Raw genomic sequence first — 26,670 nt, 5'->3', positions numbered from 1 at the left:
GCAAGGAGGAAACAAGCATGGATTACCAAGGAGGATCGTATGACGTCATCGTCGTCGGCGCTGGCCATGCCGGCTGTGAAGCGGCATTGGCGGCTGCGCGCATCGGGGCGAAAACGCTCGTCATCACCCTTAACCTTGATATGATTGCGTTCATGCCGTGCAACCCGTCGATCGGCGGCCCAGCAAAAGGGATCGTCGTGCGTGAAATCGACGCTCTCGGCGGGGAAATGGGAAGAAACATCGATAAAACATACATTCAAATCCGGATGCTCAACACCGGGAAAGGCCCGGCCGTGCGCGCGCTGAGGGCCCAGGCTGATAAAGTGCTGTACCAGCGGGAAATGAAGAAGACGCTTGAAAGGCAGGAAAACTTGACGCTGCTGCAGGGCAAAGTTGAGCGGCTCATCGTGGAAGACGGCGTCTGCAAAGGCGTCGTTACGCAAACGGGGGCTCATTATTACGCCAAGGCGGTCGTCATCACAACCGGGACGTTTTTGCGCGGGGAGATTATCATTGGCGACATTAAATATTCGAGCGGACCGAACAATCAGCAGCCGTCGATCAAGCTGTCCGAGCATTTAGAGGAGCTTGGGTTTAAGCTCGTCCGCTTTAAAACGGGCACGCCGCCGCGCGTCAACAGCCGGACGATCGATTACAGCAAAACGGAAATTCAGCCGGGCGACGAAGAGCCGCGGGCGTTTTCGTACGAGACGACAACATACATCACGGATCAGCTGCCGTGCTGGCTGACGTACACGACGGAGGAAACGCACCGAATCATCGATGAAAATTTGCATTTGTCGCCGATGTACTCCGGCATGATTAAAGGAACCGGACCGCGCTATTGCCCATCGATCGAAGATAAAGTCGTTCGGTTCCATGACAAGCCGCGCCATCAAATTTTCCTCGAGCCGGAGGGGCGGGAAACGGAAGAAGTGTACGTGCAAGGACTGTCAACGAGCCTGCCGGAACATATTCAGCGCAAGCTTCTTGAAACGATTCCGGGGCTTGAGAAAGCGCAGCTCATGCGGGCGGGATATGCGATCGAGTACGATGCGATCGTGCCGACCCAGCTCTGGCCGACGCTCGAGACGAAGCTTGTGAAAAACTTGTATACCGCAGGGCAAATCAACGGTACGTCCGGCTATGAAGAAGCGGCGGGCCAAGGCATTATGGCCGGCATTAACGCCGCCCACCGTGCGCTCGGCCGCGAGGAGATCATTTTAAGCCGTTCGGACGCCTATATTGGCGTCTTAATCGACGACTTGGTGACGAAAGGGACGAACGAGCCGTACCGCTTGCTCACCTCGCGCGCTGAATATCGGTTGTTGCTCCGCCACGACAACGCCGATTTGCGCCTGACCGAGCTCGGCTATCGGATCGGCCTCATTTCCGAAGAGCGGTATCAAAAATTTTTGGCGAAAAAAGAGGCGATCGAGCGGGAGAAAAAGCGGCTGCAAACGGTGATCATCAAACCGACGCCAAAAGTGCAGGAAGTCATCCGCGAAGCGGGCGGAAGCGAGCTGAAAGACGGCATCCGCGCCGCTGATTTGCTCCGGCGTCCGGAAATGACGTATGAACATATTCGAAAACTGGCGCCGGCGGACGAGGACATCGCTCCGGAAGTGGCCGAGCAAGTCGAAATTCAAATCAAGTACGAAGGCTACATCCAAAAATCGCTGCAGGAAGTCGAGCGGCTCAAAAAAATGGAAAACAAAAAAATCCCGGAAGATATCGATTACGACGCCATCCAAGGGCTGGCGACCGAGGCGCGGCAAAAACTGAAGCAAGTGCGGCCGCTCTCAATTGCCCAGGCATCGCGCATTTCCGGCGTCAATCCCGCCGATATTTCGATATTATTAGTGTATTTGGAACAAGGAAGAATCGCGCGCGTGTCGAATGAATAAATCATGAGGGAAAGGATTGGCATATGGAGGCGACACAATTTCAATCCATGCTCGAAGAGAGAGGGATTTCCCTCTCTTCCCGGGCGCTTGCGCAGTTTGAACGCTATTATGAACTGCTTGTGGAATGGAATGAGAAAATGAATTTGACTGCCATTACGGACAAGCCCGGCGTCTATGTAAAGCATTTTTTTGATTCGGTTTCTCCGGCTTTCTATTACAATTTTTCCGCGCCTATATCGCTTTGCGATGTCGGCGCCGGGGCGGGGTTTCCGAGCATTCCGCTCAAAATTTGCTTTCCGCAGCTGCGCATCTCGATCGTCGATTCGCTGCAAAAGCGCATCCGCTTTTTGGAGCATCTCGCAGCAGAGCTGGAACTTGCGGATGTAGCGCTGTACCATGACCGCGCCGAGACGTTCGCCCGCCAAAAGGGGATGCGCGAATCGTTCGATGTCGTCACGGCTAGAGCGGTGGCGCGCATGCCGGTGCTTGCTGAACTTTGTCTTCCGCTTGTGAAGACAGGCGGTACATTCATTGCGATGAAAGCTGCCTCAGCGCCGGAAGAGCTGAAAGAGGGGGAGAAGGCAATTTCTGTGCTTGGCGGGGAGGTGGCGGCGGTGGAAACGTTCATGCTGCCGTTCGAAGAGGGCGAACGGACGATCATTTTCGTCCGCAAAACGAAAAAGACGCCGGCTCGATATCCGCGCAAGCCGGGAATACCGAGCAAACAACCGATTCAATAAAACCCCTTGCAGACGGCGCGGGGGTCCGTCCCTCCGCTTTGCGTCCTATGCCAAGGGAAACAAAAGACGGCCTAAAGCAGCGGCGTATGCCGGGCAAAACAGAGAATATCGGCCAAGTATGTCCAAAGGTGGTGTAGGGGGATGAAGCATACGTTTTCGCGCTTGTTCAGCTTTGGAGAAAAAGAGCAAGAAGAAATGGGAGAAGACAAAGACCGGGAAGAAGTGCGCCATATTCCCATTTCCAGCATTATTCCAAACCGTTTCCAACCGCGCGCTGTGTTCGATGAGGAGAAAATCGATGAATTGGCGTTGACGATCCGCACGCATGGCATTATTCAACCGATCGTTGTGCGTGAATGCGGAAACGGCCAATTTGAAATCATTGCCGGCGAGCGGAGATGGCGGGCGGTGCAAAAGCTTGGCTGGACGGAAATCCCCGCTATTGTGAAAAACTTAAACGACAAAGAAACCGCCTCCGTCGCCCTCATCGAAAACCTACAACGCGAGGAATTGACGCCGATCGAAGAGGCGATGGCGTACGCCAGGCTGATCGAGCTGCACGATTTGACGCAGGAGGCGCTCGCCCAGCGCCTTGGCAAGGGGCAATCAACGATCGCCAACAAGCTGCGTCTCCTAAAACTCCCTCAGGAAGTGCAAGAGGCGCTGTTGCAGCGGACGATCACTGAGCGCCACGCACGCGCGTTAATTGTGTTGAAAGATAAAGAGAAACAGCTGAAACTGTTGCAAGAAATCATCGACAAACAGCTCAACGTCAAGCAGACGGAAGACAGGGTCGTCAAGATGCTCGAGGCTGGCGAGCGAAAGCCGAAGCCGAAACGGAAGGCGTTCAGCCGCGATATGCGTATCGCCGTCAACACGATCCGCCAATCGCTCTCCATGGTGGAAAACAGCGGCGTATCCGTCCATTCCGAAGAAGAGGAATTTGACGATTACTATCAAATTACGATTCGCATCGCGAAAAAATAATCATCAAGTCGCCTTTTGCCTCATCAAGCGCAGCTGATGAGGTTTTTTTCTTTCAGAAAACAAAGTCATTTTCCTTTTTTCATGGTAAAATAGAATTTACGAGTAAGGAATAGAGGTAGGTGGCACCGTGGGCAAAGTCATTGCTATTGCAAATCAGAAAGGCGGAGTCGGAAAAACGACAACAGCTGTCAACCTGTCGGCCTGTTTGGCGCATCTCGGAAAAAAAGTGCTGCTCGTTGACGCCGATCCGCAAGGAAACGCGACAAGCGGCATCGGCATTGAAAAAGGCGATGTCGACGAATGCATTTATAATGTCATTATTGGCGATATGAAGGCGAAAGAGGTCATTCGGCCGACGAACATTGAAAACTTATATGTCATCCCGGCGACGATCCAACTTGCCGGTGCAGAAATTGAGCTTGTTTCGGTCATTTCCCGAGAAATCCGGCTCAAAAATGCGCTTGAGCCGCTGAAAGCCATGTACGACTTTATCATTATCGATTGCCCCCCTTCGCTAGGGCTGCTGACGCTGAATGCGCTGACGGCGGCCGATTCCGTCATGATTCCCGTCCAGTGCGAATATTATGCGCTTGAAGGGCTCAGCCAGCTGCTGAACACGATTCGGCTTGTGCAGCGCCACTTAAACTATAATTTGCGCCTCGAAGGCGTCTTGTTGACCATGCTCGATGCGCGGACGAATTTAGGGTTGCAAGTCATTCAGGAGGTCAAAAAGTATTTTCGCGAAATGGTGTACGAAACGATCATCCCGAGAAACGTGCGGCTGAGCGAAGCGCCAAGCCACGGCAAGCCGGTGATTTTGTACGATGTCAAATCGCGGGGGGCGGAAGTGTATTTAGAGTTGGCGAAGGAGGTGCTTGAGCGTGGCTAAAGGTCTTGGTAAAGGCATTAATGCGCTGTTTCACAACCTCGAACTCGACGGAAAAGAGGGAGTGGTGCAGGAGGTCAGCATTCATGTCCTTCATCCGAATCCATACCAGCCGCGGAAAACATTTCAGCCCGAAACGATCGAAGAGTTAAAACAGTCCATTTTGCAGCACGGCATTTTGCAGCCGCTCATCGTCCGCCAGTCGGTCAAAGGGTTTGAAATTGTCGTCGGCGAGCGGCGCTACCGGGCGGCAAAAGAGGCGAACCTGCAGTTTGTGCCGGTCGTCGTGCGCGAACTGACCGATGAACAAATGATGGAGTTTGCCCTTTTGGAAAACTTGCAGCGCGAAGATTTGAACCCGATTGAAGAAGCGATGGCTTATAAAATGTTGATGGACAAACTGCATCTGACCCAGGAGGAAGTCGCCAGCCGCGTCGGAAAGAGCCGCCCGCACGTCGCCAATCATGTGCGCCTCTTGTCGCTTCCTCCCGACGTGCAAAAACTGCTTGCCGATGGAACGCTGTCAATGGGCCATGGACGTGCGCTGCTCGGGCTGAAGCAAAAAAGCAAAATGAAGTTCGTGATCGAGAGGATTGTCCGCGACGGGCTGAACGTCCGCCAGCTCGAGAAACTGATCCGGCAAATCAACGAAAATGTTTCACGTGAAACATCGAAACGGAAACCGCCGGAAAAAAGCGTGTTTCTCCGTGAGAGCGAATCGCTGTTGCGCGAAAAATTCGGCACAAACGTCACGATCAAACAGACGAAGAAAAAGGGGAAAATTGAAATCGAGTTTTTTTCTCCGGAAGACTTGCAAAGAATATTGGAACTGCTTGATGTGCAGTTCGACGAGTAGAGCGGTCTGGCAATAAGGGCCGGTTTATTTTTGCTGGAGCTAGAGAGGGTTGAACATCATGGTATTGCTAGGAACGATTGTGAACGGGCTCAGCATTGTATCCGGGGCATTGATTGGAAAATGGTTTCACCGCATTCCCGAACGGGTATAAGAGACGGTGATGGGAGGAATCGGGCTGGCGGTGGTGCTCCTTGGCATCCAAATGGGAATGAAAAGCGAACAGTTTCTCATTGTCATCTTCAGCCTTGTTTTCGGCGGCATTCTCGGCGAATGGTGGAATTGGGAGGAAAAGCTGAACCGGCTCGGACGATGGCTGGAAAAGAAAGTCGGCGGCAGCGGAGAAAGCGGCAGTGCCAAAGGATTTGTGAGCGCGACGCTGTTGTTTGTCATCGGGGCGATGGCGATTGTTGGGGCGCTTGACAGCGGACTGCGCGGCGATCATAGCGTCTTGTATACGAAGGCGATTTTAGACGGCTTTGCGAGCGTCATTTTGACGACGACGCTCGGCATCGGCGTCATGTTCTCCGCCCTGCCCGTTGTCCTGTACGAAGGCGGCATCGCGCTGCTGGCCACGCAAATTGAACGGTTCGTGCCAAGGGAAGTGCTGGATTCATTCATCGCGGAATCAACGGCCACCGGCGGAATTTTAACTTCCCTCCGAAAGAAGTCTCCTACTTCTAAACGTGAAGGTGCGCCAGCACCAGTGAAAGTGGGAGATGAATTTCGGTTGGCGTTAGCCAACGAATAGGATAGAATATGGCTAGAACGGACACCTTCGGAACGAAGGGAAGCGTAAAGGGTTCTTGTGTGTGGCTTACCGTTCAGCGAACACACACAAGTCGCTTGAAGCCCCCACCTCTAAGCGAAGCGTAGGTGGTGGGTAGTTCACTTATGGCCATCGGGCTGAATATGCTCGGTTTGACGAACATTCGCGTGGCGAATTTGCTGCCGAGCATTCTTGTCGTGGCGGCTGCCGTGTGTGTTCTTTCATTCGTCTAATAGACGGCCGCCTCTTCGGCCGAGAGCGGACAAACGACGTCCGTGCAGAGGGAGCGCCTAAACCGGGCGTTCAAGGCGCGCAAAAGAAATCCCCTCTTTAAGAACAACAGCCGGATGAGAGGGGATTTTGCTGTTTACCATAAGGAATGCCGGTCTTTCAGAAGCGGTTGGGTGGCTCGCTCTTTGCGGATGATGTGCCGCTCCGCTTCATAAATGCCGTTGGCGATCGTTTTCGCCATATTCATGACGAGATGAAGACGCGTATTTTGCAAGACGAAAAATTCCATAAACCCGCTCACATTGACGACTCCAGTAATATGGGCGTCGCCGACAGGGGAAAGTTGCTTGTTCACTCCGGCTCCGGGGCGAACCGGCCCTTTCGACACGGTGATGGCCCCGACGCTTTTCAACCGTCCGAGGCAAGCGTCGACAGCGATGATAAACGGATCGCGATGAATCAGCTGAATGGCCCCCACTTTTTCTTCCAAGTTGACCGCATGAATCGGCTCTTCAAGCGTTCCGTATACGTGAAAACGGGCCAATGGCTTCTCCTTCAGTATCGTGCCGACGAGCGGTCCAAGCGAATCGCCGGTCGAACGGTCCGTGCCGATGCAGACGACGGCAATCGGTTGAACGAGCGGATCGGGAAGCAGCGAAGTGATTCGCCAGGCGATGGACGATGCCGCCCCCTGTTCATCATAAAAAACGCGATTCCTTTCTTCCCGGGAAGAGAAAAATATCGACGGTATGCTCATGCGATTCACTCCTACTTTCGGTTCAAAATTATTAACAGTATACGGAAAATAAAAGAATCATATACATCTCGATGTTTGTTTTCTTGTCTTTTCTTTTTCGCCCGTTGCCTGCATTTGACTACAAATCGGCGGTCCATCTTGTTAAAATAAAAGCGCAGAATAGAAAAAGGTTGAGGTGTCGTCAACATTGAATGCGATGGAAAAAACGGTTAACCGGCTGCTCGAGCTGTTGACGAATGAGGAGCTATGGCTTCGAATTGGAACAGGGGCGCTTAAGATTGTTCTTATCCTACTCATATGCGCCGCAGCAGTGAAAGTGTTGAAAATAGCCGTTCATAATATGTTCAAAGTGCGGGAGAAAGCACCGATCCGCATTTCGGAACGGCGAGAGATGACGTTAACGCGGCTGTTAGACAATGTGATTACGTACGTACTATATTTTATTGCGCTGTTGATGATTTTAGATACGTTTGGTGTTCCGGTCAAAGCGTTGTTGGCTGGGGCCGGGGTTGTTGGCCTGGCCGTCGGCTTCGGGGCGCAAAGCTTAGTAAAAGACATCATCACCGGGTTTTTCATCATTTTTGAAGACCAGTTTGCGGTCGGCGATTACGTCCGCATCGGCAATTTTGAAGGGTATGTGGAAGAGATCGGGCTTCGGGTGACGAAAATTAAAAGCTGGACGGGAGAAGTGCATATTTTGCCTAACGGCAGCATTACGCAAGTGACGAACTATTCACTTCACAACAGTTTGGCGGTAGTGGACATCAGCATCTCCTATGAAGAAGATATTGAAGAGGCGGAAAAAGCGATTCGTGAACTGCTGCCGCAGTTGCCGGACAAATACGAGGATATGGTCGCACCGCCGCAGTTGCTTGGCGTGCAAAACTTAGTGAACTCGGAAATGGTGCTTCGTATTACATGCGAAACGAAGCCGATGTGCCATGTCGGTGTGGCAAGAGCCATCCGCAAAGAAGTAAAGATGCTTTTAGACGAACGCGGAATCGAAATGGCATACCCAAGGTTCGTGTTGCATCGGCGAAGCGGAGAGGAGCCGCTTGATGCCAAATGGCAAGGGCAGAAATCATGACAATCATGGAGGTGAGCAGATGGAAGAGAAGGAATTTGGCTTGTATGATATCGTTGAGATGAAAAAGCCGCACCCGTGCGGCACGAACCGTTGGAAAGTGATCCGCTTAGGCGCGGATATCCGCATCAAATGCGAGGGGTGCGCCCACAGCGTTCTGTTGCCGCGCAAAGAGTTTATTCGCAAAATGAAAAAAGTGTTAGTCAGGCATGAAGAATGACAAAAGGGGCTGATCCAAAAGAGCGGTAACGCTCCTATCTGGAGCAGCATGGAAACATAGACCGCCACGAAACATCCGGTAAAGCCAAGGGTTTCAGGAGGGGGTCTCTTTCCCATACTTCGGTTGCATCTCATCAAAAAGGGGCTTTTGCGTCAGCCCGAATACGAATTTAATGAAAGAGGCGTTTGCCTCGGTCAACACTGTTGTTGTCTTTGAACAGTTTATGACTGATACCGCCGCCGCTGCTGATTATGTCCTTCCGGTTGCGGCTTCGTTTGAGGAAGAAGACGTTTATTGTTCGTCAATGTACCATGCGTATTTGAATTACGGGCCGAAGCTCGTCGACCCGCCGGGCGATGCGAAGCCTGATCTTTGGATTTGGACGGAGCTGGCCAAACGGCTTGGCTTTGGCGATGCGTTCGCCTATACGCGCGAGCAGTTTCTCGCCATGGCGCTGCGCCCGTTGGAAACACACGGGATTACGCTCGAGCGGATCAAAGCCGAGCATCGCGTTCTTCTGCCCGTCGAGCCGGTGCCATGGCATGACCGCCGTTTCCAAACGCCAAGCGGCAAATATGAATTCACTTCGAACATTGCCCGGCAAAAAGGAATGGACGGCCGGCTGCAAATCATGTACCCGGCTGAGTCGGAAGAAGCTCATCCGGCATTGGCCGCCAAGTATCCGTACCGGTTGTTGACGATCCATCCGCTCCGTTCCAACCATTCTCAGCATTCCCCTCTCGTTCCGGCGCTGCAAACTGTGCGCATTGAAGCTTGTCATTTTTTGTGCCAGCCCATATAATGAGGGAAGATGCGAACGGGAAAGAGGAGTGGAACGAATGGGATTGACAGCAGGAATCGTCGGGTTGCCAAACGTCGGCAAATCGACGTTGTTTAACGCCATTACAAAAGCAGGTGCCGAATCGGCCAATTATCCGTTTTGCACGATTGAACCGAACGTCGGCGTCGTAGAAGTGCCGGACGAGCGGTTGACCGTCCTGACCGACATGTTCCGGCCGAAGCGGACCGTGCCGACGGTTTTTGAGTTTACCGACATCGCCGGGATCGTGAAAGGAGCAAGCAAAGGGGAAGGGCTTGGAAACAAGTTTTTGTCGCACATTCGCCAAGTTGATGCGATTTGCCAAGTCGTCCGTTGCTTCAGCGATGAAAACATCACCCACGTCGCCGGCAAAGTCGATCCGCTCGCCGATATTGAAACGATCAACTTAGAGCTTATTTTTGCTGACCTGGAGACGGTCGACAAACGAATGGAGCGGGTGGGCAAAATCGCCAAGCAAAAAGACAAAGAGGCGGCGTTTGAATACGAAATTTTGCTGCGGCTGAAAGAGACGCTCGAAGCCGGAAAGCCGGCGCGCACGATCGAGTTTGCCGATGAAGAGATGAAAGTCGTCAAGCAGCTGCACTTGCTGACGACCAAACCGATGCTTTATGTCGCCAATGTCGGCGAGGACGATGTCGCTGATCCGGAGAGCAATCCGTTCGTCGCGGAAGTGCGTGAGTTTGCCAAAAGCGACAATGCGGAAGTGATTGTCGTCTGTGCAAAAATTGAAGAAGAAATCGCCGAGTTCAGCGATGAGGAAAAACAGCAGTTTTTGCAAGAGCTCGGCATTGAACAATCCGGCCTCGATCAGCTCATTCGCGCCGCCTACAGCTTGCTTGGGCTGGCGACGTTTTTTACCGCCGGTGAACAAGAAGTGCGGGCATGGACGTTTCGCAAAGGGATGAAGGCGCCGCAATGCGCCGGTATTATTCACTCTGACTTTGAGCGCGGGTTCATTCGCGCTGAAACCGTTTCATACGACGATTTAGTCGCTGCCGGCTCGATGGCGGCGGCGCGCGAAGCCGGCAAAGTGCGGCTGGAAGGGAAAGATTACGAAGTGCAAGACGGCGACATCATGCACTTCCGGTTCAATGTGTAACGCCATTGTCGACAGAGTCCGCGGCCAAGGGGCGGCAGACTGCGTGAGTTCCATGTGCAATGCCGCGGAGAAAGGAAAATGGTTGGCGGCGTGGTGAACTTCCAGTGCTAATTCTGGCGAATGTTTCCGTCATCGGAATGAAGCGGAATAGCCTTGCTTATTGCCGCCAGTCATGGTATAATCAACGAATGTGAGTAATGATTATTGCTCCTTGCCCTTCGACGGGAAGGGCCGTTTAGACCAAAAGGAGGTGACGAGCGTGAGAAAATACGAAATCATGTACATCATCCGCCCGAACATGGACGATGAAGCAAGACAAGCTCTCGTCGAGCGGTTTAACAACGTGTTGAAAGAAAACGGTGCGGAGATTACGAATGTGACGGATTGGGGCAAACGCCGTTTAGCCTATGAAATTGAAAAGTATCGCGACGGCTACTACATGATTGTCAACGTCACGGCAGAGCCGAAAGCGGTGCAAGAATTTGACCGTTTAGCGCGCATCAGCGAAGACATTATCCGCCATATCGTTGTGAAAGAAGAAGAATAATTTTTTGTATATGGTACGAGGTGGTTCTGATGATTAACCGCGTCATTTTGGTCGGCAGGTTAACGAAAGATCCGGAGTTGCGCTACACTCCAAGCGGAGTGGCTGTTGCCACGTTCACGCTCGCGGTCAACCGCCCGTTTACGAATCAGCAGGGCGAGCGGGAGGCGGATTTTATTCAATGCGTCGTTTGGCGCCGCCAAGCGGAAAACGTCGCCAACTTCTTGAAAAAAGGGAGCTTGGCCGGGGTTGACGGCCGGCTGCAAACCCGCAGCTATGAAAACCAGGAAGGCCGACGCGTGTATGTGACGGAAGTGGTGGCTGACAACGTCCAATTTCTTGAGCCAAAAGGAAGCAATGAGCAGCGTGGGGCAGCAGCAGGCGGATACTATGGGGATCCGTTCCCATTCGGACAAGATCAGAACCACCGTCATTCAAGCGAGAAAGGGGTTGGCCTCCTCGACGAAGATCCTTTTGCCAATGACGGCCAGCCGATTGATATTTCCGACGATGATTTACCGTTTTGAACGATCATGGAAACGATAGAAGCGGAAAGGAGGAACGAAGCATGGCAGGACGGAAAGGCGGTCGTGGCAAACGCCGCAAAGTATGTTATTTCACGGCAAACAACATCACGCACATCGACTACAAAGACGTTGATTTGCTGAAAAAATTCATCTCTGAACGCGGCAAAATTTTACCGCGCCGTGTGACGGGAACGAGCGCGAAATATCAGCGCAAACTGACGGTCGCAATCAAACGGGCGCGCCAAATGGCGCTGTTGCCGTACGTTGCCGATGAGTGAGCTGAAAAAAGCAGTAAGGGGGACCTTACTGCTTTTTCTATTTATGCTGAGTAAACTAGATGGAAAGGAGAACGTTCATTGCGGAAAACGCACGCCCTCACTGAAGCAGCCATCGAACTCGCGCTGTTTGCCGTTTTGTTTTTGATGGCGTTGTACGTGCCGGTGATCGGCTTTGTCGCTGCCCTGTTTTTAGCGCTTCCATTTATGGTGTTTACGATGCGTCACGGGCTTGCCCCTGCCTGGTTGCTGCTCGTTGCGGCTCTCGTTGTCTCCAGCCTTATCGGTTCGTTTTTGTCGCTGCCGATGGCGCTTATGTTTGGCACTGTTGGCATAACGGTCGGCGCGATGTTGGCGAAACAGAAAAACCGCTATCTCATCTGGCTTGTCGGCGCCCTCGTGTTTTTAGCCAACATCGTGCTTGATTACATCATTTCGATTCAATTTTTCCAAGTTGACATGATCCGGGATACGCTTGGTTTAGTGCGCGAGTCGTTTGATACGGCGATGCGCATGATGGAAGCGATGGGCCAAAAGCCGCCAGCTGGGATGCAAAAGCAGCTTGAACAAGGAATCGAACTGATCGGCTACATGGTTCCGACGCTGTTTGTCATCGCTGCGTTGGCGCTCGCCTACGTGACCATCATGGTCTCGCTGCCCATTATGAAGCGGCTGAAGCTCCCGGTCGGCACGTGGCCGCCGTTTCGTGAGCTCTCCTTGCCAAAAAGCGTGCTATGGATATACATCATGGTGCTTGTTCTTTCCATGTTTCCGTTTGCCGAGGGAACTTTCCCTTATATTGCTGTATTGAACCTCTCTTATGTGCTGCAGCTTGCCATGGCAGTACAAGGATTTTCGTTTTTGTATTACGCCGCCTACAAAAAAGGCATTGCGAAAGGCGTGGTGATCGCTGGGACGGTTGTTTGTTTATTCCTGCCTTTTCTACTTTATCTTGTGGCGATATTCGGTATAATTGATTTAGGATTTGATTTGCGCCGCCGCCTATAAATAATTGGATAAGGTGAGCCATTTCTTCAGTGTAGGAGCTGACTTGAATGTCCCATTTTTACGAGAGGAAAGCATACCGCTATCCATCCTATGCGTTAGCCGCCTTGGCGGTGCTCATGGCGGCCGGCCTGTTTTATTTCCACTGGCTGCTTGGGCTGATCGGCTTTCTCACCGTTGGGTTTACGCTTTATTATGTCATTTGGTCACAGCGCTCTTTGTATCAAGAGCTGGGGCAATATATTTCCAACCTGTCGTATCGGGTGAAGAAAGTCGGCGAGGAAGCGCTTATGCAGATGCCGATCGGCATCATGCTCATCGATGAGGAAGGGAAAATCGAATGGTCGAACCGGTTTTTAGCCTCCTGCTTTAAGGAACAGACGTTGGTTGGCCGCTCGCTTGCCGAGCTGTCCGAACCGTTGGCCGCTTTCGTCAAAAAAGGAAAGGCGGACGAGGAGATTATGGAACTGAACGGAAAACAGCTGAAAGTCATCGTCCGCCGCCACGAACGGCTTCTTTACTTTTTCGATGTTACAGAGCATATGGAGCTGAAACGGCAATATGAGGCAGAGCGGTTGGCGCTGGCGATCATTTTTCTTGATAATTATGATGAAATTACGCAAGGGATGGACGATCAAGCGAAAAGCCAATTGAACAGCCTTGTAACCTCTATGTTGAACCGATGGGCGAACGATTACGGCATCTTTTTAAAGCGAACGTCGTCGGATCGATTCATTGCCGTATTGAATGAGCACATATTGACCCGGTTGGAAAAAAGCAAATTTTCTATTTTGGATGAGGTGCGCGAGCAGACGGCCAAACACCAAGCCCAGCTCACGTTGAGCATCGGCATTGGCGCCGGCGTATCCCCACTGCCAGAACTTGGGACGCTTGCGCAATCGAGCTTGGATTTGGCGCTCGGGCGCGGCGGCGATCAAGTAGCGATCAAACACGGAAACGGAAAAGTGAAGTTTTATGGCGGAAAAACGAACCCGATGGAAAAGCGGACACGCGTCCGTGCCCGCGTCATTTCCCATGCGCTTCGCGAGCTCATCGCTGAAAGCGATAGGGTGCTCATTATGGGGCATAAATATCCGGATATGGACGCGCTCGGGGCGGCGATTGGCATTTTAAAGGTCGTTCAATCAAACCAAAAGGAAGGGTTTATTGTTGTTGACCAGGCAAAAACGGATGCAGGTGCGCAACGGCTGCTCGAAGAAATGAGAAAACATGCTGATTTATGGTCGAGATGCATCAAACCGGAGCAGGCGCTTGAGCTCGTGACAGAAGATACGCTGCTCATCGTCGTGGATACGCACCGTCCGTCGCTTGTCATTGAAGAACGACTGCTGTACCGCATGGATCATATCGTCGTCATCGATCATCATCGTCGCGGCGAAGAGTTTATTGAAGCGCCGATTCTCGTCTACATGGAGCCGTACGCTTCATCGACATCGGAATTGGTCACCGAGCTGCTTGAGTACCAGCCGAAGCGGGTGAAGCTGTCGATGCTGGAGGCGACGGCGCTTCTTGCCGGCATCGTCGTTGACACAAAGAGTTTTACGCTCCGCACCGGTTCCCGCACGTTCGATGCGGCGTCGTATTTGCGCGCCCAAGGAGCGGATACGGTGCTTGTGCAAAAATTGCTGCGGGAAAGCGTAACGAATTACGTCAGACGGGCGAAATTGGTCGAGCGGACGGTGATTGATGAACACGGCATCGCCATCGCCAAGGGGGGCGAGAACGAGGTGCACGATCAAGTGTTGATCGCGCAAACCGCCGATACGCTTCTGACGCTGAGCGGCGTCGCCGCCTCTTTCGTCATTTCCAAGCGGGCAGATGGGACGGTCGGCATCAGCGCCCGCTCGCTTGGCGACATCAACGTGCAAGTCATTATGGAGAAGTTGGGCGGGGGCGGACATTTGACAAATGCTGCCGCCCAACTGTCCGGGGTGACGGTCGGAGAGGCGGAGCGGCAACTGCGGGAAGCCATTCATGACTATTTTGAGGGGGGTAAGCCATCATGAAGGTCATCTTTTTAAAGGATGTCAAAGGAAAAGGGAAAAAAGGGGAAATCAAAAATGTCGCCGACGGCTATGCCAACAACTTCTTATTTAAACAAGGGCTGGCCATTGAAGCGACGCCAGCCAATTTAAAAGCGCTCGAGGCGCAAAAACAAAAAGAGCAGCGCCAGGCGGCCGAGGAGCTGGCGAATGCGAAAAAATTGAAAGAACAGCTTGAGAAGCTGACAGTAACCATTCCAGCAAAGGCAGGCGAAGGCGGCCGTTTGTTCGGCTCGATTACGAGCAAACAAATCGCCGAGTCGCTGCAAGCCCAACACGGCTTGAAGCTCGACAAGCGCAAAATTGAGCTTGCCGATGCCATTCGCGCGCTTGGATACACGAACGTGCCGGTGAAACTCCACCCAGAGGTAACGGCGACGCTGAAAGTGCATGTGACAGAACAAAAATAACGGCGACGTCTCATTTCAGGAAGCGAAGATGCCCCCGCCCGCTGCGGCGGGGCTCCTTTGCTTATTAGCTGCAACAGAGAAAGATACAACGGGGGAAAAGGTGGTGAAACGATGAGCGAGCTGTTTTCAGAACGAATTCCTCCACAAAGCATTGAAGCTGAGCAAGCGGTGCTTGGCGCCGTATTTTTGGATCCCGCTGCGTTAGTGCCTGCTTCGGAAATTTTAATCCCAGAGGATTTTTACCGTGCAGCCCATCAAAAAATTTTTCACGCCATGCTTCGCGTCGCCGACAGGGGGGAGCCGGTCGATTTGGTGACGGTGACGGCGGAACTCGCCGCTTCCGAGCAGCTTGAGGAAATCGGCGGCGTCTCCTACTTAAGCGAGCTCGCCGACGCCGTGCCAACAGCGGCCAACGTCGAATATTACGCCCGCATCGTCGAGGAAAAATCGGTGCTGCGCCGCCTCATCCGCACAGCGACATCGATCGCGCAAGACGGATATACAAGGGAAGACGAGATCGACGTTTTGCTTGATGAAGCTGAGCGCAAAATTATGGAGGTTTCCCAACGGAAGCATTCGGGCGCCTTTAAAAATATTAAGGACATTCTCGTGCAAACGTATGACAATATTGAGATGCTCCATAACCGGGATGGGGAAATCACCGGCATCCCGACCGGGTTCACCGAGCTTGACCGGATGACGTCCGGTTTTCAGCGGAGCGATTTGATTATCGTGGCCGCCCGGCCGTCGGTTGGGAAAACAGCGTTCGCCTTAAATATTGCCCAAAATGTAGCGACGAAAACGAATGAAAATGTCGCCATTTTCAGTTTGGAGATGAGCGCCCAGCAGCTGGTGATGCGGATGCTTTGTGCAGAAGGCAACATTAACGCGCAAAACTTGCGCACCGGCAAATTGACGCCGGAAGACTGGGGCAAGCTGACGATGGCGATGGGGAGTTTATCGAACGCCGGCATTTATATCGACGACACGCCGAGCATCCGCGTCAGCGACATTCGCGCCAAATGCCGCCGGCTTAAGCAGGAAAGCGGGCTCGGCATGATTGTCATCGATTATTTGCAGCTCATTCAAGGGAGCGGACGTAGCAAAGAAAATCGCCAACAGGAAGTATCGGAAATTTCCCGCTCGCTGAAGGCGCTCGCCCGCGAGCTTGAAGTGCCGGTCATCGCCTTGTCGCAGCTGTCGCGCAGCGTCGAGCAGCGCCAAGACAAACGGCCGATGATGTCCGATATTCGTGAATCCGGAAGCATTGAGCAAGACGCCGACATTGTCGCCTTTTTGTACCGCGATGACTATTACAACAAAGATTCTGAGAACAAAAACATCATTGAAATCATTATTGCCAAACAGCGCAATGGTCCAGTCGGAACGGTGCAGCTCGCTTTTATTAAAGAGTATAATAAGTTTGTCAACCTAGAGCGCCGCTTCGATGAGGCGCAAATTCCGCCGGGGGCGTAAACCGGCTCACGTTGGCGGCAGGCGCCTCCTTTCGGGTTTAATAGACGAACAAAAAAGTTTATAACTGTTTAAAATGTTCGTGTTTCATTGACTTTGCACCGAAAAACTGATACACTGACAATGTTTAGACCGAGGAAACTGGAGGTGCTCGCCATGTCGTCAGTCGTTGTTGTCGGCACGCAATGGGGCGATGAAGGAAAAGGGAAAATTACAGACTTTTTATCGGAAAACGCGGAAGTCATTGCCCGGTACCAGGGAGGGAACAACGCCGGACACACGATCGTGTTTAACGGAGAGCGGTATAAGCTTCACTTAATCCCGTCGGGCATTTTTTATAAAGACAAAATTTGCGTCATCGGCAACGGCATGGTCGTTGATCCGAAAGCGCTTGTCGCCGAGCTTTCCTATTTGCATGAGCGCGGCGTTTCGACCGATAATTTGCGCATCAGCAACCGCGCCCATGTCATTTTGCCGTATCATTTGAAATTGGATGGGCTTGAGGAAGAGCGGAAAGGCACCAATAAAATCGGCACGACGAAAAAAGGAATCGGGCCGGCGTACATGGATAAAGCAGCGCGCATCGGCATCCGCATCATCGATTTGCTCGACCGCGATGTGTTTGCGGAAAAGCTGGCCCGCAACTTGGAAGAGAAAAACATGTTGTTCGAAAAAGTGTACGGTGCCGAAGGGTTCCGCTTCGAGGACATTTTTGAAGAGTATTACGAGTATGGCCAGCAAATCGCAAAATACGTCTGTGATACATCGGTCGTATTGAACAACGCGCTTGATGAAGGACGCCGCGTCCTGTTTGAAGGAGCGCAAGGCGTCATGCTCGATATCGACCAAGGGACGTACCCGTTTGTTACGTCTTCCAACCCGGTGGCCGGCGGGGTGACGATCGGTGCTGGCGTTGGCCCGACGAAAATCAAGCACGTCGTCGGAGTGGCAAAAGCCTATACGACGCGCGTCGGCGATGGGCCGTTCCCGACCGAGCTGCATGATGAAATCGGCGACCGCATTCGTGAAGTGGGCCGCGAATATGGGACGACAACCGGCCGTCCGCGCCGCGTCGGCTGGTTTGACAGCGTCGTCGTTCGCCATGCCCGCCGGGTGAGCGGCATCACCGACTTGTCGCTCAATTCGATTGACGTGTTGACCGGCATTGAAACGTTGAAAATTTGCGTCGCCTACCGATATCGCGGTGAAGTGATCGAGGAGTTTCCAGCCAGCTTAAAAGTTTTGGCGGAATGCGAGCCGATTTACGAAGAGCTGCCGGGCTGGACGGAAGATATCACCGGGGCGAGAAGCTTGGACGAGCTGCCGGCCAATGCCCGCCACTATGTCGAACGCATTTCCCAACTCACCGGCATCCCGCTTTCGATTTTCTCTGTCGGTCCGGACCGCTCGCAAACGAACGTCGTCCGCAGCGTTTATGCATAAGCGGCTAGCGGTGAACACCAAAGCATAGATGCACATGCGTCTATGCTTTTTTCATTCGCGGAGGAAAAGCGGTTCCGTCCGTGGTCGGTGTCATGCGCGTGCGTCTATGCCCTTTTCACTGTATAGATGCAACGAAATCGTTTAACATATCCTTGGCGGAAAAGTGGCTCATCCATTTTTGACTGTCGAAGGCAAGCCATAGGCTTGCCCCGTCACGCCAAGGCGTGACGGAAGACCGAACAACCACCTGCTTCACAGACCCATATATGGGTCTGTGAAGCGGCGTTGTTCGGTCGCCTGACAGTCGATAAAGGCTGCAAATGGTAAATCTTCAAATTGCATCTATATATATGGTTTGCTCCTCAAAATGGCAGCGGGCAAAGGATGATTTCGTTTTTATAACGTGGTAAATTAATAATGATAGCATTCCATCGCAAAAGGAAGGGCGTGAGCGAGATGGAAAAACGCATTTTAGTTGTTGACGATGAAAAACCGATTGCCGATATTTTGCAATTTAACTTACAAAAAGAAGGGTACGAAGTCATCTGCGCCTATGACGGCGAGGAAGCGCTGCAAAAAGTGGAAGAAACGATGCCGGATTTGATTTTATTGGATATTATGCTGCCGCTGAAAGACGGCATGGAAGTATGCCGCGAGGTGCGGAAAAAATACGACATGCCGATCATCATGCTGACGGCGAAAGATTCCGAGATTGATAAAGTGCTTGGTTTGGAGCTGGGGGCGGACGATTATGTGACAAAGCCGTTCAGCACGCGCGAGCTGCTGGCGCGAGTCAAAGCGAACTTGCGCCGCCATGCGCAAACAGCCAACCAAGAGGAAGTGGAGAATGAAACGAATGAAATCGTCATCGGGCCGCTTGTCATCCGTCCAGATGCGTACGTCGTGCAAAAACGGGGGGAGACGATCGCGTTGACCCAGCGCGAATTTGAACTGCTCCACTATTTGGCGAAACATATCGGCCAAGTGATGACGCGCGAACACTTGCTGCAAACGGTTTGGGGCTACGACTATTACGGCGATGTGCGCACGGTCGATGTGACGGTAAGAAGGCTGCGTGAAAAAATCGAAGACAACCCTTCCCATCCGTCGTGGATCGTCACAAGACGGGGCGTCGGCTATTATTTGCGCAACCCGGAACAGGAGTCATGAGTCGGCATGAAAAAAGTAGGGCCATTTCGTTCGATCCGCTTTAAGTTTGTTATTATTTATGTGCTGCTCATTCTTGTCGCCATGCAAATCATCGGCGTGTATTTTGTCCGTAAGTTGGAAACGGAGCTTGTGCAAAATTTCAAAAACTCACTGAACGAACGGGTGACGCTGCTCGCCTATAACGTCGAGCAGGCAATGAATCGGGAGCGCGATGAAAAAAGCCCGACATTGGAAGAAGACATCCGTTCGCTTCTTCATGATTTCGCTTCCCAAGATATTTCCGAAGTGCGCGTCATTGATGCCAAAGGGAAGGTGTTGGCGACGTCGAATCCGTATATGCAAAACATCGTCGGGAAGCGGACGACGGAGATTTACGTGAAGCGTTCGCTCGTCACCGGCGAAACTGTCGACCGGATGATGCTTGATTCAAGGACAGGCCATCGTATGTACATTTCCTCGACTCCGATTAAGACGAGCGGGGAAGTCAAAGGGGTCATTTACGTTATTGCCTCAATGGAAAACGTCTTTTCGCAAATGCGGCAAATCAACATGATTTTGGCGACTGGGACGGGGATCGCGCTCGTCATTACCGCCGTGCTCGGCATTTTTTTGTCGCGCACCATCACCCGGCCGATTTCCGATATGCGCCGGCAAGCGCTGGCGATGACAAGGGGCGATTTTTCCCGCAAAGTCAAAGTGTACGGCTATGATGAAATCGGCCAGCTGGCGATGACCTTTAACAACTTGACGAAAAAACTGCAAGAAGCGCAGGCGACAACGGAAGGCGAACGGCGCAAGCTTGAGTCGGTGTTGACGCACATGACCGATGGCGTGATCGCGACCGACCGCCGCGGCCGCGTCATTCTCATTAATGATGCGGCGTTAAACATTTTGAATGTTTCACGTGAAACAGTGCTGTCGAGTTCGATCGTCGACGTGCTCGGCATCGCTGACCAATATACGTTTGAAACGCTGCTCGAGGAACGCGACTCACTCATTTTGGATTTCAGCACCGATGAGGAATTGTACATTTTGCGGGCGTCACTATCGGTCATTCAAAAAGAGGGCGGGTTTGTCAACGGGCTGATTGTCGTTTTGCACGACATCACCGAGCACGAAAAAATCGACCGCGAGCGGCGGCAGTTCGTCGCCAATGTCTCGCATGAGCTGCGCACGCCCTTGACGACAATGAAAAGCTATTTAGAGGCATTGGCGGATGGCGCCTGGCAAGATAAAGACATCGCTCCAAGGTTCATTCAAGTCGTGCAAAATGAAACGGAGCGCATGATTCGGCTCGTCAACGACTTGCTTCATCTGTCGAAGCTCGACAGCAAAGATTACAAGCTGAAAAAGACATGGATCAATTTTTCGGCTTATTTTCATAAAGTGATTGACCGGTTTGAACTGACAAAAAGCGATAACATCCGGTTCGTTCGCAAAATTCCGCGCCAGGCGATTTTCATCGAAGTGGATGAGGACAAAATCACACAAGTATTGGACAACATCATTTCCAATGCGTTGAAATACTCTCCGCAAGGCGGGACGATCACGTTCCGCGTCCGCGAGCTGGCCGACGAGATCATTGTCAGCGTCAGCGACGAAGGGGTCGGCATCCCGAAGGCCGATTTGGCGAAAATTTTTGAGCGTTTTTACCGGGTCGATAAGGCGCGGTCGCGCAAATTGGGCGGCACCGGCCTCGGACTGGCCATTGCCAAAGAAGTCGTGCTCGCCCATGGCGGGACGATTTGGGCGGAAAGCAAAGAACATAAAGGGACGACGATTTATTTTACGCTGCCGCTAGAACGGGAGCAAAAGGATGACTGGTACGATGTATGAAGCGATCAAAACAGTTGTGTTGACGTCGCTTGTGCTCATCAGCATTATGATGACGTTTGCTTTATGGACGTATCATCCTAAATATGACGTGCTGCAAAACGACGAGTATATTCAGCACGTTTCCGTCAGCAATACGCAAGTTGATACGGAGATGGTCGTGCAGCCAAAGCAGGTGCTCATCCATAAAGGCGGAGCCCACTACGCCCTCACGAAAGAGGAAAAGAAAAATGAAGTGCTGAAAGAAGTCAAAAAATGGGCGCTCGACGATTTTGAGAACATTTCATCTTCCGTCCCGCAAGGAAAGTTTTTGTCGTTTTTAGACGGAAAAGAGCGGCTGGAAATCATTTACCCAGACGAGCTGCCGATCGATATTTACCGGTTGATCTTCACGGTGGAAGATAGAGGGCTTGATGGCTTGGCATTTGACCGCATTCTCGTTCCATTCAGTGAAGGGGATAAATTCCCAGTCTATTTTATCGCAACCGATAAGCACAAAATTTATAAGGCGATCGCCAGTGACGCTTCGCAGGACGCCATCAGCCGGCTGGCGAAGGAGGCCAACCATTTTCCCCGTTATTTCGCTTATCCGGTCAGCGAGACGAAGCAGCTTTATTTGCCGGAAAAAGAAGTGGAGCTTAGCAGTTTGCAATACTACACCGATGAGTTGGACGCCGATAAGTTTAAAGAAGCGCTGTTTAGCGACCCGAGCTTTGTGAAAAAGGACTTGATTCCGTTTGGCGAGGAGTACACCGATGGTTCGCGGCTGATGGACGTCGATTTCTTTCAGCGCATGCTGCTGTATGTCAATCCGGCAGCCCGTGTCTCCAATATGGGCCAAACTGATCAAGAAACTCACTTCATTCAAAAAAGCATTGATTTTGTCAATGAACATGGCGGCTGGACTGATTTATACCATTTTGCCCGTTGGAGTGAAGAAGATCGGAAAGTCATTTTCCGGCTTGTTGTCAACGGGTATCCGGTTTTTAATGAATACGGCATGTCGGAAATCGTGGAGACGTGGGGGGCGAGCGATTTAATGAAATATCAGCGTCCGCTCTTCCGTCTGGAAATCCCCGACCGCACCCGAACCCCGAAAACGCTGCCGTCCGGCCGTGAGATCGTCAAACAGCTTGAACAAGCGAAAGGCGTTCGTAAATCGCTCGTGAAAGATATCGCCATCGGCTACGAGCTCGTCAAAGATCCGGAACGGGAGAAAGTGATTCGTCTGGAACCGGCGTGGTTTTATTTGTACGAGCAAACGTGGAAAAAAGTGAGCGACGATGGGGACGGCGGAGGAGGGGGAACGAATGGATTGGAGTAAAACGAAGACGATTTTCATCATTGTGTTCCTCATCCTCGACTGCTTTTTAGTGTATCAGTTTATGGAAAAACGAAACAGCAGCCAGCTTGATGTCATTTTGGAAACGACCATTGAAGAGCAGCTCGAAGCGAACGGCATCACGTATGTGGAGCTGCCGAAAGAAGTGACGAAAGCGGCGTACGTCAGCGGCAAAAGCCGAGAGTTTACCGCCGCCGATACGAAAAAACTGTCCGCGCAAAAAGCAAAAATCGAAGAAGGAGAAACGAAATTGAAAGGAACGTTTCTCCATCCCATTGCTTTAAATGTCAGCGACCCGTACCAGTTGCGCGAGTTTTTGCGGCGCTATATTTTGGATGGGGAGCAGTACGCCCTTTGGTCATTTGATGAAGGGGAAGGAACGGTAATTTGTTACCAAGTGTACGAAGGCAAAATGATTTATGGCAACGAAAACAGCAAGCTCATCATTCATGTCAATAAGCAGCAAAAAGCGGTTTCTTATGAACAGACGATGCTCGATGACTTGGAAAAATACGAGCGGAAACAAGACATCGTTCCGGCCATTAAAGCTCTTGAGACGCTGTACCGGAAAGGATATTTGCAGCCGGGCGACCGCGTCACGAAAGTGGAGCTTGGCTACTATGGCCTCGTCCAGTTTACCGCTTCCCAAGTGTTGACGCCGACATGGCATATCGTCGTCAATCGGAAAGAAGATTATTTTGTGAATGCGTTTGAAGGACAAGTCATTACCGATGAAGGAAGTGTGTTGGAGTGAGCTTGAATGACGATGCGATTTAGTGTACTGGCCAGCGGCAGCACCGGCAACGCGTTTTACGTTGAAACGGACCGCCAACGCTTGCTCGTCGACGCCGGGTTGAGCGGCAGGCAGCTTGAGCAGCTGTTTGCCGAAATCGGCCGCCATCCAAAGGAGCTTGATGGGCTGCTTGTCACCCATGAACATAGCGACCACATTAAAGGGCTTGGGGTGCTCGCTCGCAAATACCGCCTGCCTGTGTATGCGAATGAAAAAACATGGCGGGCGATGGAACAGGTCGTCGGCGACATTCCGGCCGAACAAAAATTTGTCTTTCCACTCGGCGCGGTGAGGACGTTCGGCGATGTGGATGTCGAATCGTTTGGCGTCTCTCACGATGCGGTTGAACCGATGTTTTACGTCTTTCACTACGGGGGAAAAAAGCTTGCGTTGCTCACCGACACCGGCTACGTGAGCGAGCGGATCAAAAAGACGATCGAAAATGCGGATGTGTTCGTGTTTGAAAGCAACCACGACGTCGGGATGCTGCGGATGGGGAGGTATCCGTGGAGCGTCAAGCGCCGCATTTTAAGCGATGTCGGCCATATTTCGAACGAGGAAGCAGGGCTGGCGCTTGCCGATGTGATCGGGGAGCGGACAAAACAAGTGTATTTGGCTCATTTAAGTCAAGATAACAATATGAAAGAGCTGGCGCGCATGACTGTGGCGCAAATATTGGAACAAAGAGGGCTGGCAGTCGGCGCCCGCTTTCATTTATACGACACCGATCCCCGTCGGGCGACCGCGTTGGCGTATGTATGAGAGGCGTTTTGGCTAAACTGGGGAAAATGTGTTTGTTGGATTTTTTTCTCTATTGATGATTATAATGAGGGATGAAGACGAATGTGGAAAGGGTGGTGAATGTGGGATATTACGATGACCATTACGAAGCGCACGGGCAAACGAGACGGAAACGGCGCAGCGGTTCGTTTTTGTCCACGCTTGTCGGCGCTGTGTTAGGAGGATTGCTTGTCCTCATGTCCATTCCGGCGTTTTCCCGTTGGGACGTCCTCCCGTACGACATCGTGCCGTCGCAAGAGGAACGAGGGAAGCCGGAAGGGGAAAGTGAAGCTCCTGCGGTTCGGCAAAGCGTTTCCGTCGATGTGACGACGGCGGTGACAAAGGCGATCGACCAAGTATCGGATGCGGTTGTCGGCGTTGTCAACATTCAAGAAACCAGCTTCTGGTCGCAAGGAGGCGAGGCTGGCGTCGGATCGGGCGTCATTTACAAGAAAGCGGGAGGACGGGCGTTTATCGTCACGAACCATCATGTTGTTGAAAACGCCAGTCAGCTCGAAGTGAGCCTCAAAGATGGGACGAGAGTGCCAGCGAAGCTGCTGGGCAGCGATGTGCTAATGGACTTGGCTGTGCTGGAAATCGATGCAAAGCATGTGAAAAAGGTGGCTGAGTTCGGCGACTCCGACGCGGTAAAGCCAGGAGAGCCGGTCATCGCCATCGGCAACCCGCTCGGCCTGCAGTTCGCCGGGTCGGTGACGCAAGGCATTATTTCCGGGACGAACCGGACGGTGGAAGTTGACTTGGACCAGGACGGCGCTCCGGATTGGAATGCGGAAGTATTGCAGACAGACGCAGCCATTAACCCGGGCAACAGCGGCGGCGCCCTCGTCAACATCAAAGGGCAAGTCATTGGCATTAATTCGATGAAAATCGCCCAAGAGGCGGTTGAAGGCATCGGATTTGCGATCCCGATCAACACAGCCATTCCGATCATTTCGGACTTGGAAAAATACGGACAAGTGCGCCGTCCATATATGGGCGTTGAACTTCGCTCGCTGAGCGACATCCCATCGTACCATTTGCAGGCGACGCTTCATTTGCCGCCGAATGTAACAGAAGGGGCCGCGGTCATCCGAGTCGTGCCGATGTCGCCAGCCGCCCAGGCAGGCTTAAAACAGTTTGATGTCATCGTGGCGCTTGATGGCGAAAAAATCCGCAATGTGCTCGACTTGCGCAAATATTTGTATACGAAAAAATCGATCGGCGACCGGATGGAAGTCACGTTTTATCGTGATGGGGAAAAACGCACGGTCACGATGAAGTTGGCGCGTGAGTCGTATTAAACGAAAACGATGGAGGAGCGGAAACGCTCCTTCTTTTTTCCACAAGGAAAGGAGCGAGAATGATGATATTCACATGTGAGGAGCACATCGATATGGCCATTGACGAATATGTGGATGAGACGGAGCAGGCCCCTGATGTCATGTTTGTGGATAACAGCGAAAAACTGTGCCGTTTTTGCAAGAAAAAGGCTGTCTATGCCGTAGGATGCTGATGTTTTTGCACAATATGTGGATATGTGTTGTGTATATGTGGATAAATATTGTTGATAAGTTGTTTGTAAGGTGGGGATGATGTGTGCATATTTCCATTGCTGCTGTGGGCAAATTGAAGGAAAAATATTTAATTCAAGGGATCAATGAGTACACAAAGCGTCTGTCCGCATATGCAAAAATTGAGATCATTGAGGTCGCCGATGAAAAAACCTCCGAACGGGCAAGCGAACTTGAGGAAGAGCAAATCAGACAGCGGGAAGGCGAGCGGCTGTTGGCGAAAATTCCGCATGACGCCCACGTCATCGCGCTTGCGATTGAAGGAAAGATGAAATCGTCCGAGCAATTTGCCGCCCGTCTCGATGAGCTCGCCACCTATGGCAAAAGCAAGGTAGTGTTCGTCATCGGCGGCTCGCTTGGCTTAAGCAAACAAGTGATGGCGCGCGCTGACGAGGCGTTGTCGTTTTCGAAAATGACGTTTCCTCACCAGCTCATGCGTCTCATTTTGCTCGAGCAGATTTACCGCGCATTTCGGATCAATCGGGGGGAGCCGTACCATAAGTAACGGTAAACTTTTTAATTTGAATAATTTTAGGGATTAAGGTAACTATTCAGCCACATCATAAAGTGAGCTGAATATTTTTTGCTTTTCCTGTCCATGATGTGAATATTGATAGACAAGGAGGTGAATCACATGTTGACGGTACAACAAGCTGTATTTACAGTTGAGAGCTTAATCGGCAAAGTCCAACAACAAAAGCAGCTCATTACTCACCAGCAACAAGTCATTGAGCAACTGTTGAAAGAAAACAAACAGCTACGCAAAGAAAATGAACAACTGAAGTACCGTGTTCAAGAGCTGGAAGCACGCACGAAAAAAAACAGCTCCAATAGCCATTTGCCCCCATCTTCTGACCGTTTTGAGAAAAAGCGTTCCTCCCGCGAGCCGTCTGGCAAAAAGCCTGGTGGGCAAGAGGGACATGAGGGGAAGACGCTCCGTCAAGTGGAACATCCACATCATCGTGTCGTCCACCGTGTGCATACGTGTCAAGGATGTGGAGCTTCTTTGCGTGAAGTCAAACCGTTCAAAGTCGATATCCGTCAAGTGTTTGATGTCCCTCCTGTGG

27 protein-coding genes and 2 pseudogenes are annotated in these 26,670 nt (G+C 51.8%); 28 read left to right on the top strand and 1 reads right to left on the bottom strand.

Translation table 11 applies throughout. The features are described 5' to 3' along the window. Positions 1-17: 17 nt before the first annotated feature. The 7 genes and pseudogenes from mnmG (at position 18) to AP057_RS17110 (ending at position 6,375) form a co-directional block, all read left to right on the top strand. Positions 18-1,907 (top strand): tRNA uridine-5-carboxymethylaminomethyl(34) synthesis enzyme MnmG, encoded by a 1,890-nt coding sequence (mnmG, locus tag AP057_RS12555; protein ID WP_033010846.1) that lies wholly within the window; start codon positions 18-20, stop codon positions 1,905-1,907. Positions 1,908-1,930: 23 nt separating this feature from the next. After that, a complete protein-coding gene (rsmG, locus tag AP057_RS12550; RefSeq protein ID WP_033014249.1) occupies positions 1,931-2,647 on the top strand; it encodes a 16S rRNA (guanine(527)-N(7))-methyltransferase RsmG in 717 nt (238 codons plus the stop codon). 141 nt (positions 2,648-2,788) lie between these two features. Next, the gene (gene noc / locus AP057_RS12545; RefSeq protein ID WP_033014250.1) at positions 2,789-3,634 is read left to right on the top strand and encodes a nucleoid occlusion protein; all 846 of its coding nucleotides are present in this window, start codon (positions 2,789-2,791) and stop codon (positions 3,632-3,634) included. A gap of 127 nt (positions 3,635-3,761) precedes the next feature. Beyond that, positions 3,762-4,523: a ParA family protein gene (locus AP057_RS12540; protein WP_033010849.1), complete on the top strand. Its 762-nt coding sequence runs from the start codon at positions 3,762-3,764 to the stop codon at positions 4,521-4,523. Continuing rightward, a complete protein-coding gene (locus tag AP057_RS12535; RefSeq protein ID WP_033014251.1) occupies positions 4,516-5,376 on the top strand; it encodes a ParB/RepB/Spo0J family partition protein in 861 nt (286 codons plus the stop codon). Before AP057_RS12540 ends, AP057_RS12535 begins: the two co-directional genes overlap by 8 nt. A 58-nt stretch (positions 5,377-5,434) precedes the next feature. Continuing rightward, positions 5,435-6,025 (top strand): annotated as a pseudogene (locus AP057_RS12530) (DUF554 domain-containing protein); the annotation flags it as partial. Positions 6,026-6,267: 242 nt separating this feature from the next. Continuing rightward, positions 6,268-6,375, top strand: coding sequence for a DUF554 family protein (locus tag AP057_RS17110; protein WP_369813963.1), 108 nt, complete (start codon positions 6,268-6,270; stop codon positions 6,373-6,375). Between the two features lie 134 nt (positions 6,376-6,509). Here AP057_RS17110 and yyaC read toward each other — a convergent pair whose 3' ends face one another. Further along, positions 6,510-7,130, bottom strand: a complete 621-nt coding sequence (gene yyaC, locus AP057_RS12525) for a spore protease YyaC (protein WP_033016907.1) — start codon at positions 7,128-7,130, stop codon at positions 6,510-6,512. A gap of 187 nt (positions 7,131-7,317) precedes the next feature. On the opposite strand from yyaC, the gene AP057_RS12520 reads away from it, so the two are divergent. The 21 genes and pseudogenes from AP057_RS12520 to AP057_RS12425 all read left to right on the top strand — a co-directional run. Further along, the gene (locus AP057_RS12520) at positions 7,318-8,217 is read left to right on the top strand and encodes a mechanosensitive ion channel family protein (protein WP_044743675.1); all 900 of its coding nucleotides are present in this window, start codon (positions 7,318-7,320) and stop codon (positions 8,215-8,217) included. A gap of 19 nt (positions 8,218-8,236) precedes the next feature. After that, a complete protein-coding gene (locus AP057_RS12515; RefSeq protein WP_033008859.1) occupies positions 8,237-8,434 on the top strand; it encodes a DUF951 domain-containing protein in 198 nt (65 codons plus the stop codon). A 157-nt stretch (positions 8,435-8,591) separates the two neighbouring features. After that, positions 8,592-9,206, top strand: a pseudogene (locus tag AP057_RS12510) (molybdopterin-dependent oxidoreductase); the annotation flags it as partial. Positions 9,207-9,273: 67 nt separating this feature from the next. After that, on the top strand, positions 9,274-10,374 hold the full coding sequence (ychF, locus tag AP057_RS12505) for a redox-regulated ATPase YchF (RefSeq protein ID WP_033008860.1): 1,101 nt from the start codon (positions 9,274-9,276) through the stop codon (positions 10,372-10,374). A 259-nt stretch (positions 10,375-10,633) separates the two neighbouring features. After that, entirely contained in the window at positions 10,634-10,921 is a 288-nt protein-coding gene (gene rpsF / locus AP057_RS12500; protein WP_033008861.1) for a 30S ribosomal protein S6, read from the top strand. Between the two features lie 29 nt (positions 10,922-10,950). Then, positions 10,951-11,445 (top strand): single-stranded DNA-binding protein, encoded by a 495-nt coding sequence (ssb, locus tag AP057_RS12495; protein ID WP_033016904.1) that lies wholly within the window; start codon positions 10,951-10,953, stop codon positions 11,443-11,445. A gap of 41 nt (positions 11,446-11,486) precedes the next feature. Further along, positions 11,487-11,723 carry a 30S ribosomal protein S18 gene (gene rpsR / locus AP057_RS12490; RefSeq protein WP_008880812.1) on the top strand — a complete coding sequence of 79 codons (237 nt, stop codon included), beginning with the start codon at positions 11,487-11,489 and terminating at the stop codon, positions 11,721-11,723. 78 nt (positions 11,724-11,801) lie between these two features. Further along, the gene (locus AP057_RS12485; RefSeq protein ID WP_033016903.1) at positions 11,802-12,728 is read left to right on the top strand and encodes a YybS family protein; all 927 of its coding nucleotides are present in this window, start codon (positions 11,802-11,804) and stop codon (positions 12,726-12,728) included. Between the two features lie 47 nt (positions 12,729-12,775). After that, a complete protein-coding gene (locus AP057_RS12480; protein WP_055358883.1) occupies positions 12,776-14,752 on the top strand; it encodes a DHH family phosphoesterase in 1,977 nt (658 codons plus the stop codon). Beyond that, positions 14,749-15,198, top strand: coding sequence for a 50S ribosomal protein L9 (rplI, locus tag AP057_RS12475; protein ID WP_033008865.1), 450 nt, complete (start codon positions 14,749-14,751; stop codon positions 15,196-15,198). The genes AP057_RS12480 and rplI overlap by 4 nt, the downstream gene beginning before the upstream one ends. 111 nt (positions 15,199-15,309) lie before the next feature. Then, a complete protein-coding gene (dnaB, locus tag AP057_RS12470) occupies positions 15,310-16,674 on the top strand; it encodes a replicative DNA helicase (protein WP_033016901.1) in 1,365 nt (454 codons plus the stop codon). Between the two features lie 153 nt (positions 16,675-16,827). Continuing rightward, entirely contained in the window at positions 16,828-18,114 is a 1,287-nt protein-coding gene (locus tag AP057_RS12465; protein WP_055358882.1) for an adenylosuccinate synthase, read from the top strand. A gap of 456 nt (positions 18,115-18,570) precedes the next feature. Then, entirely contained in the window at positions 18,571-19,284 is a 714-nt protein-coding gene (yycF, locus tag AP057_RS12460) for a response regulator YycF (protein WP_049625405.1), read from the top strand. 6 nt (positions 19,285-19,290) lie between these two features. Next, a complete protein-coding gene (walK, locus tag AP057_RS12455) occupies positions 19,291-21,120 on the top strand; it encodes a cell wall metabolism sensor histidine kinase WalK (protein WP_049626067.1) in 1,830 nt (609 codons plus the stop codon). Continuing rightward, a complete protein-coding gene (locus tag AP057_RS12450) occupies positions 21,113-22,441 on the top strand; it encodes a YycH family regulatory protein (protein ID WP_055358881.1) in 1,329 nt (442 codons plus the stop codon). The genes walK and AP057_RS12450 overlap by 8 nt, the downstream gene beginning before the upstream one ends. Further along, the gene (locus tag AP057_RS12445) at positions 22,428-23,213 is read left to right on the top strand and encodes a two-component system regulatory protein YycI (RefSeq protein WP_033016892.1); all 786 of its coding nucleotides are present in this window, start codon (positions 22,428-22,430) and stop codon (positions 23,211-23,213) included. The genes AP057_RS12450 and AP057_RS12445 overlap by 14 nt, the downstream gene beginning before the upstream one ends. Positions 23,214-23,219: 6 nt before the next feature. After that, positions 23,220-24,014, top strand: coding sequence for an MBL fold metallo-hydrolase (locus AP057_RS12440; protein WP_049625408.1), 795 nt, complete (start codon positions 23,220-23,222; stop codon positions 24,012-24,014). A gap of 101 nt (positions 24,015-24,115) precedes the next feature. Continuing rightward, positions 24,116-25,333: a S1C family serine protease gene (locus AP057_RS12435; protein WP_055358888.1), complete on the top strand. Its 1,218-nt coding sequence runs from the start codon at positions 24,116-24,118 to the stop codon at positions 25,331-25,333. A gap of 59 nt (positions 25,334-25,392) precedes the next feature. After that, a complete protein-coding gene (locus tag AP057_RS16545; protein ID WP_080706568.1) occupies positions 25,393-25,545 on the top strand; it encodes a CxxH/CxxC protein in 153 nt (50 codons plus the stop codon). An 83-nt stretch (positions 25,546-25,628) separates the two neighbouring features. Next, positions 25,629-26,108, top strand: a complete 480-nt coding sequence (rlmH, locus tag AP057_RS12430) for a 23S rRNA (pseudouridine(1915)-N(3))-methyltransferase RlmH (protein ID WP_020754209.1) — start codon at positions 25,629-25,631, stop codon at positions 26,106-26,108. Positions 26,109-26,237: 129 nt separating this feature from the next. After that, positions 26,238-26,670: DUF6444 domain-containing protein (locus AP057_RS12425; protein ID WP_235468421.1), on the top strand; the 433-nt coding region annotated here is incomplete at its 3' end.

It is taken from the genome of Geobacillus sp. Sah69, assembly GCF_001414205.1.
Classification (GTDB): domain Bacteria; phylum Bacillota; class Bacilli; order Bacillales; family Anoxybacillaceae; genus Geobacillus; species Geobacillus stearothermophilus.
This window is presented reverse-complemented; position numbering and strand designations above follow the sequence as displayed.

Excerpts from the sequence above, each read along its gene's own strand:
- rplI (WP_033008865.1), top strand. The coding sequence starts at position 14,749 with ATGAAGGTCATCTTTTTAAAGGATGTCAAAGGAAAAGGGAAAAAAGGG.
- AP057_RS12465 (WP_055358882.1), top strand. The coding sequence starts at position 16,828 with ATGTCGTCAGTCGTTGTTGTCGGCACGCAATGGGGCGATGAAGGAAAA.
- AP057_RS12480 (WP_055358883.1), top strand. The coding sequence starts at position 12,776 with ATGTCCCATTTTTACGAGAGGAAAGCATACCGCTATCCATCCTATGCG.
- ssb (WP_033016904.1), top strand. The coding sequence starts at position 10,951 with ATGATTAACCGCGTCATTTTGGTCGGCAGGTTAACGAAAGATCCGGAG.
- rpsR (WP_008880812.1), top strand. The coding sequence starts at position 11,487 with ATGGCAGGACGGAAAGGCGGTCGTGGCAAACGCCGCAAAGTATGTTAT.
- AP057_RS12445 (WP_033016892.1), top strand. The coding sequence starts at position 22,428 with ATGGATTGGAGTAAAACGAAGACGATTTTCATCATTGTGTTCCTCATC.
- noc (WP_033014250.1), top strand. The coding sequence starts at position 2,789 with ATGAAGCATACGTTTTCGCGCTTGTTCAGCTTTGGAGAAAAAGAGCAA.
- AP057_RS12440 (WP_049625408.1), top strand. The coding sequence starts at position 23,220 with ATGACGATGCGATTTAGTGTACTGGCCAGCGGCAGCACCGGCAACGCG.
- rsmG (WP_033014249.1), top strand. The coding sequence starts at position 1,931 with ATGGAGGCGACACAATTTCAATCCATGCTCGAAGAGAGAGGGATTTCC.
- AP057_RS12515 (WP_033008859.1), top strand. The coding sequence starts at position 8,237 with ATGGAAGAGAAGGAATTTGGCTTGTATGATATCGTTGAGATGAAAAAG.
- yycF (WP_049625405.1), top strand. The coding sequence starts at position 18,571 with ATGGAAAAACGCATTTTAGTTGTTGACGATGAAAAACCGATTGCCGAT.
- ychF (WP_033008860.1), top strand. The coding sequence starts at position 9,274 with ATGGGATTGACAGCAGGAATCGTCGGGTTGCCAAACGTCGGCAAATCG.
- yyaC (WP_033016907.1), bottom strand. The coding sequence starts at position 7,130 with ATGAGCATACCGTCGATATTTTTCTCTTCCCGGGAAGAAAGGAATCGC.
- AP057_RS12450 (WP_055358881.1), top strand. The coding sequence starts at position 21,113 with ATGTATGAAGCGATCAAAACAGTTGTGTTGACGTCGCTTGTGCTCATC.
- mnmG (WP_033010846.1), top strand. The coding sequence starts at position 18 with ATGGATTACCAAGGAGGATCGTATGACGTCATCGTCGTCGGCGCTGGC.
- dnaB (WP_033016901.1), top strand. The coding sequence starts at position 15,310 with ATGAGCGAGCTGTTTTCAGAACGAATTCCTCCACAAAGCATTGAAGCT.
- AP057_RS16545 (WP_080706568.1), top strand. The coding sequence starts at position 25,393 with ATGATGATATTCACATGTGAGGAGCACATCGATATGGCCATTGACGAA.
- walK (WP_049626067.1), top strand. The coding sequence starts at position 19,291 with ATGAAAAAAGTAGGGCCATTTCGTTCGATCCGCTTTAAGTTTGTTATT.
- AP057_RS17110 (WP_369813963.1), top strand. The coding sequence starts at position 6,268 with ATGGCCATCGGGCTGAATATGCTCGGTTTGACGAACATTCGCGTGGCG.